This window comes from Glaciecola sp. HA4-3, assembly GCF_055693685.1.
This window is the reverse complement of record NZ_CM146340.1, coordinates 2,985,936-2,999,700: the sequence shown is the minus strand read 5'-3', so window position 1 is coordinate 2,999,700 and position 13,765 is coordinate 2,985,936. Positions and strand designations below refer to the sequence as shown.

Below are 13,765 nucleotides of genomic sequence, written 5' to 3'. Positions count from 1 at the left end.
ACGATGAAAATAGTTAAAAGCAGACGCCGCTTGTTTATGGGCTGTCTTTTGGTGCTAATGGTTTTGGTTGGCACCAGTGTTACTGTGGCACAAATCAGTCTTGATTCACCCGCAACCTTACCAAGTGATATTTAATTCATCACACAATAAAAGAGTTTTATTATGAGCAAAATTGCGTCTGAGCAAAGCAACATGAATCCCAAGCCGGTCGTCTCACTTATTGTGTTTTTGGCAATATTGGCCCTTGTGCACTTGCTATATGAAGGTGCGGTGCGACCTTTTGCTGAAGCAGCTTTGATCGCAAACGGTAGTGAGGCAACCACTAATTTATGGGTGATTCTGAAGGATTTTGAACAACAGGCTAGTATTACAATTGGGATATTTTGTGCGTATTTAATTATCTACAAATATCAGCGAATTGTTTTTCATGAAGAGCCACTTTTCACTATGGACTATCTTGTTAACTATGACAAAGAGCGTGCATTAGACGTTGATAAAGCGCTTAATGAACTTCAAAGCAGCGCTTATTCACAAAACAGTTCGATGTCGACTTGGATTAATTGTCTAAAGCGCTACAAAAATACAAATAATGTCCAACATGCTGCTGATGCAATTACCGATAGTGTTGAAATATTAGGTGCCCAACTCGAATCAGGTAATAGCATGATTCGCTACTTTATTTGGGCGATTCCTAGCATTGGCTTTATTGGTACAGTAAGAGGCATCGGTTCTGCGCTTGCTAAGGCCGAAGAGGCAGTATCAGGTGATATTTCGGGAATGGTAGATAAATTGGGCGTCGCGTTTAACTCTACCCTTGTGTCGTTGGTTATTTCTATTTTGCTAATGTACATTTTGCATGTACTCAATCAGCGTCAAGATGAGATGGTTATAAATACCCAAAAGAATTGTGAAAAGCATCTATTGAGCGCTTTACACACTGACGATGTTGACTCTTCGGCAAGTTCTGCATAAATGCACAACATTATGATCGTTAAGCAAGCAATATTATGCTAAGAAAACGCCAAGACACAGGGTTTAATTTGGCGTTTTTAGACGTCATGGCATGTGGTCTTGGTGCTGTCTTGTTGATTCTGATCTTGGTGGATTTTAATGAAAATACTAATATCCCTAGTGATGAAATTGAACGTCTTAAACAAGAACTTGCAGCGTCACAGGATCAACAACAAGCCTTAAACAGCAGTATTGCTGCGCAGCAGTCTTTAATTGCTAATGAACAAGCAACTGCGGATGAACAAGCAAACAATATTGCGCAATTACAAATCAAGCAGCAAGGACTACAACAAGCGATAGCTCAACAAGAAGCTATTATCGCAGAGCTTGAAGATGCTATTGCTGCCGCTGCTCCTTTAGTTGCGGATGACACACTAGCGCTACCAGATGTATCAGAAGAAAAATACCTGTTGGGCTTAATCGTGTCAGGTAAGCGGATTGGTATTTTGCTTGATAGTAGTGCTTCGATGACCGACGAAGTATTAATTGACGTTATCAAACGAAAGCTGTCAAGTGACCAAGTTAAACGAATGGGCCCAAAGTGGTTACGTACTCAAAATATTGCAAGGTGGATGCTCGCTCGTGTCCCTGATGATTCGCAAGTCAGCCTTGTGTCGTTTAATAAAAGCGCGACAGTGCATGGCATGAATCCCATTAATTCAGCGCGTGTCAGTGCTAGCATGGAACGGCTAGTGGCCGATGTGACTGAAATAGTGCCTCAAAACGGTACTAATCTTCAACAAGGTCTCAAGACCATCGAGCAAGCTATGCCAAATATGACGGATTTATACATTATTACAGATGGCCTACCTTCTTTGGTAAATGCAAATTCTGGGTTTAATTCAACTCGTAATTGTGACCCGATTTTCGGACAGCAAGCGACCATCACCGGTGAATGCAGATTACAGGCCTTTTCTCATACTTTAAATAAAAGTGCACCTGCAGGGGTGAAGGTCAACGTAATCTTATTACCACTTGAGGGTGATCCTCAAGCAGCCGCCTTTTACTGGCAATGGGCAAACAGTACTGGCGGTACTTTTATTAGTCCTGCAGGGACATGGCCATGAGTAGACGCAAAAGTAGGGCGCCAGTAGAAGTCTTTAGCTTGTCTTTTTTAGACGTTATTTCTTGTGCATTTGGCGCAGTTGTGATGATTATTTTGCTTGCACGAAACGGGGATGATGGTGAGTTTAGTCAAGACGCTGATCTTGCTGATATCACACAAAGTATTCAAGCTTTGAGTAAAGCGCAGACAACGATTGATACGCTTGAATCACAACTTTTAATGCAGTCAACCAAACGTCAACAAGCAAAAAATGAGGGGGCAAGCAATCAAAGTAAAGCACAACAACTTGAAGCTGAAATTGCGCGAGCCCAGCGTGACTTGATGGCATTAACTGATCAAGCTTCTGGCCTAGAAGCTGTACTTGAACAACGTGAACGTGCAGCAATTTCAGTGGGCACGGCTCAAGAAAGGGATGACGAAGTAGGGGGCATACCAGTAGATAGTGACTATGTCATTTTCATTGTTGATACCTCAGGTAGCATGAAAAGTATGTGGAATCGCGTCATTAATAATATGCGTGAGGTTTTGAATAACCACCCTCAAGTAAAAGGTTTTCAAGTAATATCAGATAATGGCGAATTTTTACTTGCCAATACCCAAGGTAAATGGCGTAAAGACACTCCTGCTACCAGAAGAGCTGTCTTGGAGATGATGAGAAGTTGGAACGGGAATTCGAATAGTTCACCAGTTGAAGGAATTGAAGCGGCCCTAGCGACCTATGGTAAGCGAACAAACTCTCTAGCGTTATATGTATTTGGTGATGATTTTAATGGGCGTTCTTATGACGCAAGTCTACAAGCAATTAATCAGCTTAACACCAATGCTAATGGCGACAAAATCGCGCGTATTCACGCTATTGGTTTTAGACCTCAATCACGTAATTTAACTGGCGAGACAGTAAAATTTTCTACGTTAATGACGGCTGTTGCCAACGATAACAATGGAACCTTTATTTCTAAGTAAATCACTATTTTGTGTATCTACTAAAACCCCATCAACATAAGAATTTGTTTACCTTGCATGGCAATTCCCATAAGCTAAAACTATTAATACTATTAGTAGGTTAGATAATGAAAAAGTGTGTATTTTTAAGCACAAACGATCTAGAAGATTTTTTTGTATACGACATGCTTTGCAAACCATATATGAACAGCATGGGGTGGCAACTTGAAGAGTTATCATGGCATGATGATAAAGTAGATTATGATCAATATGAAATGGTAGTGGTTCGAAGTACCTGGGATTATCAGTCATACCCAAAAGCATTCATGAAGTGTCTTGAAAAAATCAATTCGTCTTCTGCACTTCTTCAAAATCCGATTGACTTGATGAAGTGGAACATATCAAAAACATATTTAAAGCAATTAGCCGCTGATAATATTCCGGTACTTCCTACCATGTGGTTAGACCGATTTGATGAACCAATTATCCTTAACGCGTTCAACTACTTCCAAGCATCCGAAATAATTATCAAGCCTTGCATTAGTGCTAATGCCGATTTTACTTATCGTTTGACCAAAGCTGAGTTTTTGAATCAACAGCATGACATTAAGCTATCCTTTGGGGACAAGTCTATTATGGTGCAAGCGTTTGAAGACAGTATTATACAAAAAGGCGAGTTTTCATTATTTTACTTCGATGGCGCGTATAGTCACGCAATTAATAAAGCACCTAAACAGGATGATTTTAGAGTACAAGAAGAACATGGTGGTCAATTACAAACCATAGAACCAAGCGAAGCGATGAAAACCTTGGCCAGTAAAACTATTAATGCTTTACCTAGTAAAACACTATATGCCAGAGTAGATATGCTAGATACTCGAAGAGGCCTTGAAATTATAGAGGTCGAACTTATCGAACCTTCGCTATATTTTAATATGGATCCCAAAAGTCCTGAACGATTTTCAAAAGCAATCGTCTCAGTTTATGAACAAAATAGAAGCTCTTAAGGAATTTAATAGTGACAAATTCAACTATAAAAGTGGCGCTAGCCCAGATTGCACCAGTGTGGCTCGATAGGTTAGCAACTACGCAAAAAGTAATAGATGCTATTGCTGAGGCCGCCAATAAAGGCGCTGAATTAGTCACTTTTGGTGAATGTCTGTTACCGGGTTATCCGTTTTGGCTGGAGCTAACAGGTGGCGCTGCTTTTAACTCTCCTCGTCAAAAAGATATGCATTCTTTGTATCTTGATCAGGCAGTAAGCATTGAAAGAGGCGATTTAAATACAATTTGTGAAGCTGCCAAGCACTATTCAACGGGGCTTGTGTTAGGCATCGCCGAGCGCGCAGGGGATCGTGGAGGACATACTATCTATTGTTCCTTGGTTTATATTGATGCCCAAGGAGAGATAGTTAATGTTCACCGAAAGCTTATGCCAACCTATGAAGAACGCCTTGCATGGGGGCCTGGAGATGGTCATGGTTTACGTACTTTTCCGCTTAAAGATTTTACGCTAGGAAGCTTAAATTGTTGGGAAAATTGGATGCCGCTTGCACGAGCATCATTGTATGCACAAGGTGAAGATTTGCATGTAGCTAGTTGGCTAAGGCGGTGAACATAATACTCACGACATTACTCGATTTATTGCCAAAGAGGGTCGAAGCTTTGTGGTATCTGTATCAGGGTTGATGCGCAAGCAAGATTTTCCAAAAGATACGCCCATGTATGATGAAATCATGGCAAATGCCAAAGATGTGCTTGCCAGTGGTGCATCATGTGTAGCGGCACCGGATGGCACATGGATTCTTGAACCTCAAGTGGGTAGTGAAGGTGTCTTTGTCGTTGAACTTGATCACAAAAAAGTAAGACAAGAAAGGCAAAATTTTGATCCCGTTGGCCATTATTCACGCCCAGATGTAACTCAATTGCACGTAAATCGCGAGCGTCAAAGTACAGTAAGGTTTACTGATTAGGTAAAAGAGGCTATTTGCGAATGTTATCCATTGAACAATTAACGCATCGTTATAAGCATAATATTGTTTTTGATAATTTTTCGATAGATTTTAAGCATCGTCGCGAATGCATAACGGGTAGCAACGGGAGTGGGAAAACTACACTTTTGTGTTTGCTTGCAAAACTTATTGACGTACAAGATGGTAAAATTTTGTTTGAAGATGACAGTTCGTCAAACCCGAAGCGGGCTTTCGCACTAGCGTCAGATGCCATTCGGGTGCCAGAATTTATGTCAGTAACGGATGTGTTAGCGTTGAATCAATCCCTTTTTGATAAGCCTTTTCCAGAAAAACTTACTAAGAGCTTCGGCTTAATGCCCCACCTCAATAAGCACATTGGAGCACTATCTGCTGGGAATCTAAAAAAACTCAATATAATTTCTGCCTTTATGCGCCAGCCAAAAGTACTCTTGCTTGATGAGCCAAATATTGCGCTAGATGCAGCTAGTCAGAGCACTTTGTTTGATGAAATAGAAGCCTTTGAAGGTAGCATCATTATAGCGACAAACGATCCTAGTTTGTATGCCAGCAAAGGCTTTAATATTCAGTCAGTACAATAGTAAACAATGCACTATTTTTTACTTCGAAAAAGTATCTACGTATTCGAAATCAAACATTGGGCAAAACAATTTGAGCAATTAATACTAGCGATTGTAATGTTTTTGGGCATTGCGATTCCGGCGCTTTTTTTTGCACTCCTGCTAGCATTTGGTATCTTTTTGGACCCAACTACCTCAGTAAATGAAAGTACTGCAATTGCATGGGCTATGTTGCTCTTTCAAACGTGCATCTATTTTATGCTAAGTAAGGCGATTTTAGGCCAGCGATATACTTTGTATCTCGCTAGCATCAATCAACACCAATTTAAACAATTGGGGGCGGATCTAGGCTTGTTATTTATCAGCAGCCCCTTACTCATTATCAATATTGGTGTGTTGTTGGCAATCTCGCCAAGTGAATGGGACTTGGCATTGCATGGCTTTTTATTTGTGTTTATTCAAATCTTATGTGCACTTTTGAGTATTTATCATGCGCAAAAGCTAAATACGTTTTTTTGCCTAAGTCTATTAGCCTTTATTACCCATGCAGTGATGCCTGCGCAAGCAAACTTGATGGCGGTATTATTGTTTTTCCTATCGCTTATCTTCATTTTGTACTTTGTTTCGTTGCCGAAGCTCCAGTGGCCTCGTATTGCACCCTCGAATCTAAGATTTTGGTTAAACTTTCTACAATCCTCATCTAACAACCATGGACAAAGCAGGTTATTTATCACCATAAGTACAGCTTCACTCGTGTATCTGTCAGGCTATATTGTGTGCATGAATCGTCCTGATTTTTCTCTGTTTGTTAGTTTTATGTGCTTACAGCTATTCATTTTGCAAGCAAGTCTTATTCAACTTTCGGTAGCTCGCTTTATTGAAGAACACTCCTTGTTTTACCGCTCACATTTTGCCACAAAGGATAGTGTTCTTAACCAATATTACTTAAGTGGAACGATAGGAATATGCTTGTTTATTGGCGCTTTATTACTATTTGGCGAACTAATGCTTGTTTTATGGTTGTTAATCAATCTATCAGTTTGCATTTACTGTGCCCAAAGATATCCCAAGCGGCTAATACTAGTATGGCTTATAACAGGCGTTTCGAATGGGTTTTTTGTCTTGTTTGCAATAAAATAATCGCTCATTAATAGGTTTTAATAAAACTTGGCCTTATTTATGCTAATAAATTTGTATAAAAAAAGATCAAATACTTGTTGAGGGCATTAAGTATATGTATAATTATGTAGGTATAGTTTTTAACAAAGGGTCAAAACGCATGCAGTATATTAAGCGATTTTTGATATTAAGCCTTCTGATTGTTGGCACTAGCGCAAATGCATCATTAATTGAAGGCGTTAATTACACGTCTGATAGCGCTAATAACTATTGGACAAATAAAGATTTGTCACTAGATTTATTGCGTTTAGAGTGGGTAGACACGCTTGGTGATGCTCAAGGGCAACAACAAAGCCTTGCTGATTACAACAACTTTGTTGGTGGCGATTGGCGTTGGGCGACAGTGCAAGAATTTTATGATGTATTGAATTGGTTCGATACCGATTTAGTTAACACAGGTTGGTCGGTTGACCAGAATGTAGGGTCTGAGCTGTTTTTTGAACTCAACGGTTTCGGTCCAGCTTTTATTGATGGATTCGATAATCAAGGTTACACCTACTGGAATTTTGGGACTTACATAACAGGTGACTTTGAGCAGACATGGTTGGCTGATTTTATTGACCCAACCGTGAATGGTTGCCCGGTAAATGGCGATAACTGTTTCTTTGGATTTTTAGATGCAGATGCGAATCAAAGGCTTGGATACACAGCCCCTTCAGCATTAGCAAATGCAACCATCAACGTTGCGCCTTTGTTGGTAAGAGCCAATGTTTCGGAAGGTTCTGCTTTGATTTTAAGCCTACTTGGTGTCATCTTATTGGTGGGCTCTAGGCGGTTTTTATAGGACACAACATTTTTTTCTCATCCCTCTAAAGCTGCTCTCTAGCAGCTTTTGGTGTTTTTAATGACCCTGTTAGATCTCTTCATCAATTATCTTTACGGTTTACGTTATATTGCATTAGCGCTCATGATATTGATGCTAATTTTTGCAATTGATGATGTGTTTATTGATATCTATTATTGGGGAAGACGTGTTTGGCGAGCCCTCTTTGTTTATCGAAAACGTGACAAGTTTGACGAAGAAACGCTACTCAAGCAAAAAGAAAAACCACTTGCTATAATGGTGCCGGCATGGCAAGAGGTCGGTGTTGTTGGCAAAATGGCGGAACTTGCTGCAATCGAGTTCGACTATGAAAATTATCAAATATTTGTTGGCACTTATCCCAATGATCTTGCCACACAAGATGATGTTGATGCTGTCTGCGCACGCTTTCCCAATGTGCACAAAGTGGTTTGTGCTAGACCAGAGTCCCACTAGCAAAGCTGACTGTCTAAATAATGTAATTGCTTCAATTTTGCAGTTTGAAGAGAAAACCAAAGTAAAATTTGCAGGCTTTATTTTGCACGATGCTGAGGATGTCGTATCTGCAATGGAATTGCGCTTGTTTAACTATTTATTGCAGTGGAAAGACCTTATCCAATTGCCAGTATATCCTTTTGCTAGAAGCCCCCTAAAGTTTACTTCAGGGCATTATCTTGATGAATTTTCAGAGATGCATGGCAAAGATGTAGTTGTTCGTGAAGCATTCGCTGGACAAGTACCAAGCGCGGGGGTGGGTACTTGTTTTAGTCGTCGGGCAATTTTAAAACTATTAGAAGAAGGTGACGGCTTGCCTTTTGATATTCAATCGCTAACGGAAGACTATGACATCGGTTTTAGGCTCAAAACCTGGGGCATGGAAGAGGTGTTTGTACAATTTTCTGTTAGCGATAACAAATATGCATCATTTGCTGAAACGTCGGCAAGCCGCAGCAAAATAGGTGGCAACGTTGTGTGTGTAAGGGAATATTTCCCCTCTACCGTATCAGCGGCGGTTAAACAAAAGGCGCGTTGGATAGTCGGCATTGTGTTTCAAGGGTTTCAGTCACATAGATGGTCTGGTAATTGGCGCTTAAACTACTTTTTATGGCGAGACAGAAAAGGCGTTATTGCCTATTTTTTAAGTTTCTTGGCAACATTAATCATTATACAGATTGCCCTGATTTATCTCGCCAGCCTATTCTTTCCAGAGGGGTATCGTTTTTTATCGATATTTAGAGAAGGCTGGTTACCTGAATTACTCATCATTGCCAATTTCTGTTTTTTCCTAAACAGAGTAGTTCAACGCATTATTTTTGTTCGCAGATATTATGGCATCATTGAAGCCTTGCTCAGTCCTCTTCGTTTATTCTGGGGAAATATTATTAACTTCTTGGCTAATATTAGAGCCATCAAATTAGTACTTACTCAAAAAGGCGGCTTCAAAAGAGTTGCATGGGATAAGACTGAACATGAATATCCAACCTTGAGTATAAGAACTCGATTAGTCTCTTTAGGTTCCATTTTGATGGAGCGTTTTGAAGTATCGAACGAACAAATAGTGCATGCTTTAGAGAAGCGCTTAAGTGATGAAAAAATTGGCCAAACACTATTGCGTTTGAATATAATCACCTTAGATCAATTGGGTAATGCCTTAGCGATTCAAGCTGATACGACTTATGAATATATTGAACCGTTTGATATTCCAAGCGATGTGATTTCAGCTATACCAAAATCTATCGCACTAAAATATCGAATATTACCCTTGCGCAAAATCCAAGACACCTTAATTATTACAAGCGAAAATAGTCTATCCCCTGTTTACCTTTCATCAATAGGTAGGCAGTTAGCCTGCAAAATTCAGCATCAACTGTGTCAACAAGGTGCCGCTACCTTGGGGATGCGTTATCATTACTTAGGTGATGAATCTTGCAATCCACACCCTGAATTAGATGAACGAGTAAGTGCTGGAGACATTAGCACTGAAGATGCAAAATCCGTCTTAGATCAGTATTACAGCTCACAAGTGCAATTCGGTGATGCTTTGCAACAAGCTGGTTTGATTGAGCAAACGGTGTTTAATCAGATTATAATCGGTTTCGACTATAATCGTGGTGAAAAGCTTGGTGATTATTTGGTAAAAAATAGCTTAATTAGTGAAAAGGTTGTAGATACTGTATTGTCTTTACAAAACCAGCGTCAACAAAGCATTAATTCACTTTTAAGTACACACTTTGCAAGCGGAGTGAAAGAATGAATAAAGTGATCATTTTGCTTGCAATTGTTGTCGGATGCTTTCCTTCAGTTGGCTTTTCTCAAGAAGAATTAAGTGATTATGAAAAATTTGTATCTTATCCTTATGTAGATATGGCCTACCGCTATCAAGCGCAAAACCAACTAGATGAAGCGGCAAAAGAGCTTGAAAAAGCCATTGAGCTTGCGCCAAATCACAGCCCTTTCAAAGTATTTAAGTTTGAGCTGCAAGTCCAAGCTAAACAGTTTACCGAAGCATTCAAAACCTATGAAACGCTACCCGAACAAGCTCGTGGAAATTTACTGTCAACTTTAGTTGAAGCGCAAATTCAAGACGAATCACTGGTAATAGATCAACGCTTGTTAACGCTTGTTGCCGACGCGCAGCCTGCACAAAGGCAAGAAATTTCAAGCGTATTGGCTTCACGACTGATAAACAGAGGTGAAAATCAATCTGCTTATGATTTATTAACGGCATTAAAAAGCGATAATAAAGAGATTAAGCAGCAACGACTTGTGCTAGCCGCAACACTTGAATTACCTCAGGTTGTAGAAGAGATTTATGAAAGCCTTGATGTTGAAGAAAAGAATGAACAGGCGTCTCGCCTATATGCATTTTCACTTATTCAAACGGGTAATATGCAAAAGGCATTATTATTTGCTCAGCAAGAACCCGCTAGTCAGCTAAGCTATGATATATATGAACAATACTTGCAGATGAGTATTGCTAATAATGATAAAAAGGCGATAGACAAGGCTTTTCTTTACCTTGAGCAACATCACACTTTGAGCCCGCAAATGCGTAGTCAACAATTTGAACACGCTATAGCCACTAATAATAAAGACCTTAGCGTATTCACTTTCAGATGAGCTTAATATTCCATGTGACAAAAAGATCGAACTTGCGCTTACCTTTAATGACCGTGACAAAGCAAGAGAAACATTGCGTTCATGTGGTGAAGTAATTGCAAAAGAGCAGCATTTACGTTACATCGATAGCTTGTTAACAACGCAAGAAATTGAATCCTTACTTTTGACTGCGTCAATTCCATCTGATGCAAATGATATATTGATTAAACGTTATATCGCTGACCAAGCGTATCAAAAGCTTATTGTTATCCTCACACAATTAAATAGGGAAGATGAATTCATTAGTGAATTAGCATTTGCTTATGAGGCGGTTGATGACTTATCTAATGCAGCTAAATATTTTAATTTGCTCTATCAAACGGCGCCCTCAGAACCTTTACTGGATAAACTAAGCTTTTTGTATTTAGCGCAAAATAATGAAATATCTGCACTATCGCTTTTAGAGTCATATGTTGTTCGTACAGTAAATGAATTAGATAAAACACTTGTTTCTCGTTTGTTATCATTGTACCAAAACGAGTCTCGTACAATACCTGAAAACGTACAAGCCAGATTGCTAACGACCAATGTAGCTCATAACCAAGTGGCAGAGTTACTGCGCATTAAAGGCAATTGCGATGACGCCTTGTTAGTCGCGCAAGCCTCTGATGATACCTCGGCACAAAACTTACAAACCCAAGCTTTATGTCTTCAAGCGCTTGATAAAACAAAATCATTGAGTCTATGGCAACAGGCCTATGAGTCTGATCCTAGTCCTAATAATCTTAGAGCGCTCGCCTATGCTCAACACGACCTTGGTTTTAGCCAAGACAGTCTGAGCAACTTACTATCATTAGGCATCGAAAACTGGCAAGCGCAAGATGCTTTGCTTGCCGCTCAAATAAGTTATGGTTTCAACGATTTGGAGCAAGCTGAACGGTTCTGGCTATTAGCTGAGCAAGATACGAATGAATGGTTAGATCTTGGTACAGAAATCGCGATAAAAAAACGAGACTTTGTTAAAGCACAGGAGTTATCACAACGCTTGCTATTGAAAAATGGTGATTTAAACGCTTCTCAATGGGCAAGGCAAGCACTGATCTATCAAAACACCATGCAAGACGAGCAAGCAATAAGAGCATGGCAAATTGCGTCGCAAAAAGCGCCCACTAACATGACGTTTCAACTTTCTTGGGCATATAGCCTACTTGATACCGATAACGAAAAAGCCTACGAGTTAATGAAAAGCGCAGTAGAGCAAGATTTCACTGATGCACATGAACTATGGGAACAATTAGGATATTTGGCCGCCACCAACGAAGATTTCGACGCCGCTCTTGAGCACATCAGAACTAGCATTTCGAAACTAGTCGATATAGATTCCCAATCAGCAAGAGAAAAACGGTGGGAGTTAGGCGAGTATCACCGTAATAACGATCTTAATTGGCGCTTTAGTGCGTTTGCTTCACAAGGAACTGGAGGCATTCTTGGCGAAGTCTTCTTCAATAACAATAATTCCCAAGCACTTGCTCCAACGAATAATATAACTGCTAGAGCGGAGTACTTCTTTAACCCGAGCACACGCGATTGGTCAGCGTATGCTCAATTGTCGGGCAATGGTAACGATGATGATCCTCTTAGCGACTGGAGCAAGGAATTGGGTGTCACATATAAAATTTTTGATGATTTAAATATACGAGCGACACTCGGCGCGCAACGTTTCTTCTCGGGAGATTGGGAAGGTCTTTTACGGATAAATGGCGACATGTTTAACCAAGATGAATGGCGTCAAGGCTGGCGTTTTGATGATGCTTGGTATGAGCGACAATTCTATTTTGACTTATTATGGTTGCTCGAATCAGGTCAATTTCTTGGTTTGGGAAGGTTTGATATTGGCTATGTTGATAGCTTGAATACTGATTCTAAACAAGTACTTAAATATTATGCGTTAGCGCAATACGACATTAGGCAATTTGAAAATACCATTAATGGCAATTCAACATTTGACCAAAGCTCTCTTGGCTTGGGTATTCAATGGCGTTATTTGAGCACACCTGACACTGATATTGATAGAATCCATCGCCTTAATATTTCTTTGGAGTGGCGACTCAAAGTATCGGGTGATCTGACTAACGACGATAGTAGTGTATTTTTAATCGTGGCATATGAGTATTAGACGGCGAACGTCTGTGTATAAGGCTGTATGTTTTGTTCTTACTATTGTTATGGTGTCTATCAATTCTTCTTCTCGTGCTGATACAATTTTCTATCAACCCCTAAACCGTGATGATGGCATCTCAATTAAACAGTGGCATCAATTTATTGACCAGATGTATGATGATGGTTACCGTTCGATAGTGTTTCAGTGGTCTCAATTTGGTCAGCAAAAGCTTTATTTACCCGACAAAAGCTTAGTTAAGATTATTAATTACGCAAAAACAAAGAATATGACGTTTTGGTTGGGGCTTTATCTGCCTGAGGATTATTACGATGTTATGGCTAATCCAGACATTAACAACCATGACTACTTTGCAGAAGTAATACAACGCAATCTTACATTATTGTCTAGACTAGAAATTTTATCTTTAGTGGATAGCCATCACTTTTTAGGATGGTATTTACCTACAGAGCTCACTCATTCTTATGCTCTAGATAATAAACACGACGATAAGACTATTTTGAGCGTGCTTGGTGCGCTTAAATCACAAATCAGTGAGCCTGTAGCCATTAGCTATTTTCTAGGCGCGGATACCACGATACAGCAATCCTTAACAGATATTGTTCATATAAGAGATACAGGGGTACAGGTTTGGGTACAAAGAAGTAATGGCTTGTTAAAACAAACGGTTGCTAACGAACTTATTAGGCATCTTCCTTGTGATATCTCTGTGATTGAAGAAATATTTGAAGAAACGTATCCAGCTACTACTTCGTTTAAAGCTAAAAAAATGCAATATAAGCCCGTAGTGGACACTAGTACTTGTCACCCTAAAATTGTGTTTTCAGCGCGTTATTTGCCATATAGTCCATTGGCTTTAACGGACACTGCTTTTGCAACAGACGATGCAGATAAGTGATGGTATAGTGTCAAGCTACATGCACTGTTGGTAATTAT

General features: G+C 39.7%; 15 protein-coding genes. All 15 read left to right on the top strand.

Annotated elements, in window-relative coordinates; all coding sequences use genetic code 11:
• Positions 1–3: 3 nt before the first annotated feature.
• The 15 genes from ACZ1G6_RS14460 to ACZ1G6_RS14390 all read left to right on the top strand — a co-directional run bounded on the left by ACZ1G6_RS14460 (position 4) and on the right by ACZ1G6_RS14390 (position 13,727).
• Positions 4–135 carry a hypothetical protein gene (locus ACZ1G6_RS14460; protein ID WP_472616927.1) on the top strand — a complete coding sequence of 44 codons (132 nt, stop codon included), beginning with the start codon at positions 4–6 and terminating at the stop codon, positions 133–135.
• 27 nt (positions 136–162) lie between these two features.
• Complete coding sequence (locus tag ACZ1G6_RS14455) at positions 163–972, top strand: MotA/TolQ/ExbB proton channel family protein (protein ID WP_472616926.1); 810 nt, start codon at positions 163–165, stop codon at positions 970–972.
• Between the two features lie 35 nt (positions 973–1,007).
• Positions 1,008–2,078 carry a VWA domain-containing protein gene (locus ACZ1G6_RS14450; RefSeq protein ID WP_472616925.1) on the top strand — a complete coding sequence of 357 codons (1,071 nt, stop codon included), beginning with the start codon at positions 1,008–1,010 and terminating at the stop codon, positions 2,076–2,078.
• Entirely contained in the window at positions 2,075–3,040 is a 966-nt protein-coding gene (locus tag ACZ1G6_RS14445; RefSeq protein ID WP_472616924.1) for a hypothetical protein, read from the top strand. The genes ACZ1G6_RS14450 and ACZ1G6_RS14445 overlap by 4 nt, the downstream gene beginning before the upstream one ends.
• Positions 3,041–3,147: 107 nt before the next feature.
• Positions 3,148–4,026 (top strand): ATP-grasp domain-containing protein, encoded by an 879-nt coding sequence (locus tag ACZ1G6_RS14440; protein WP_472616923.1) that lies wholly within the window; start codon positions 3,148–3,150, stop codon positions 4,024–4,026.
• Between the two features lie 11 nt (positions 4,027–4,037).
• A complete protein-coding gene (locus tag ACZ1G6_RS14435) occupies positions 4,038–4,634 on the top strand; it encodes a nitrilase-related carbon-nitrogen hydrolase (protein WP_472616922.1) in 597 nt (198 codons plus the stop codon).
• A 52-nt stretch (positions 4,635–4,686) separates the two neighbouring features.
• Complete coding sequence (locus ACZ1G6_RS14430) at positions 4,687–4,992, top strand: hypothetical protein (RefSeq protein ID WP_472616921.1); 306 nt, start codon at positions 4,687–4,689, stop codon at positions 4,990–4,992.
• A 20-nt stretch (positions 4,993–5,012) separates the two neighbouring features.
• Positions 5,013–5,591, top strand: a complete 579-nt coding sequence (locus ACZ1G6_RS14425; protein ID WP_472618994.1) for an ABC transporter ATP-binding protein — start codon at positions 5,013–5,015, stop codon at positions 5,589–5,591.
• A 6-nt stretch (positions 5,592–5,597) separates the two neighbouring features.
• On the top strand, positions 5,598–6,710 hold the full coding sequence (locus ACZ1G6_RS14420; RefSeq protein ID WP_472616920.1) for a DUF6136 family protein: 1,113 nt from the start codon (positions 5,598–5,600) through the stop codon (positions 6,708–6,710).
• A gap of 139 nt (positions 6,711–6,849) precedes the next feature.
• Positions 6,850–7,533 (top strand): hypothetical protein, encoded by a 684-nt coding sequence (locus tag ACZ1G6_RS14415; RefSeq protein ID WP_472616919.1) that lies wholly within the window; start codon positions 6,850–6,852, stop codon positions 7,531–7,533.
• Positions 7,534–7,593: 60 nt separating this feature from the next.
• Entirely contained in the window at positions 7,594–8,007 is a 414-nt protein-coding gene (locus tag ACZ1G6_RS14410; RefSeq protein ID WP_472616918.1) for a glycosyltransferase, read from the top strand.
• Entirely contained in the window at positions 7,985–9,805 is a 1,821-nt protein-coding gene (locus tag ACZ1G6_RS14405) for a glycosyltransferase family 2 protein (RefSeq protein WP_472616917.1), read from the top strand. The genes ACZ1G6_RS14410 and ACZ1G6_RS14405 overlap by 23 nt, the downstream gene beginning before the upstream one ends.
• Complete coding sequence (locus ACZ1G6_RS14400) at positions 9,802–10,671, top strand: tetratricopeptide repeat protein (RefSeq protein WP_472616916.1); 870 nt, start codon at positions 9,802–9,804, stop codon at positions 10,669–10,671. Before ACZ1G6_RS14405 ends, ACZ1G6_RS14400 begins: the two co-directional genes overlap by 4 nt.
• 73 nt (positions 10,672–10,744) lie before the next feature.
• Complete coding sequence (locus tag ACZ1G6_RS14395; RefSeq protein ID WP_472616915.1) at positions 10,745–12,826, top strand: NfrA family protein; 2,082 nt, start codon at positions 10,745–10,747, stop codon at positions 12,824–12,826.
• Between the two features lie 13 nt (positions 12,827–12,839).
• A complete protein-coding gene (locus tag ACZ1G6_RS14390; protein ID WP_472616914.1) occupies positions 12,840–13,727 on the top strand; it encodes a DUF4434 domain-containing protein in 888 nt (295 codons plus the stop codon).
• Positions 13,728–13,765: the final 38 nt, after the last annotated feature.

Coding starts and splice junctions, on each gene's coding strand:
- ACZ1G6_RS14415 (WP_472616919.1), top strand. CDS start 6,850: ATGCAGTATATTAAGCGATTTTTGATATTAAGCCTTCTGATTGTTGGC.
- ACZ1G6_RS14440 (WP_472616923.1), top strand. CDS start 3,148: ATGAAAAAGTGTGTATTTTTAAGCACAAACGATCTAGAAGATTTTTTT.
- ACZ1G6_RS14455 (WP_472616926.1), top strand. CDS start 163: ATGAGCAAAATTGCGTCTGAGCAAAGCAACATGAATCCCAAGCCGGTC.
- ACZ1G6_RS14460 (WP_472616927.1), top strand. CDS start 4: ATGAAAATAGTTAAAAGCAGACGCCGCTTGTTTATGGGCTGTCTTTTG.
- ACZ1G6_RS14450 (WP_472616925.1), top strand. CDS start 1,008: ATGCTAAGAAAACGCCAAGACACAGGGTTTAATTTGGCGTTTTTAGAC.
- ACZ1G6_RS14445 (WP_472616924.1), top strand. CDS start 2,075: ATGAGTAGACGCAAAAGTAGGGCGCCAGTAGAAGTCTTTAGCTTGTCT.
- ACZ1G6_RS14420 (WP_472616920.1), top strand. CDS start 5,598: ATGCACTATTTTTTACTTCGAAAAAGTATCTACGTATTCGAAATCAAA.
- ACZ1G6_RS14410 (WP_472616918.1), top strand. CDS start 7,594: ATGACCCTGTTAGATCTCTTCATCAATTATCTTTACGGTTTACGTTAT.
- ACZ1G6_RS14400 (WP_472616916.1), top strand. CDS start 9,802: ATGAATAAAGTGATCATTTTGCTTGCAATTGTTGTCGGATGCTTTCCT.
- ACZ1G6_RS14425 (WP_472618994.1), top strand. CDS start 5,013: ATGTTATCCATTGAACAATTAACGCATCGTTATAAGCATAATATTGTT.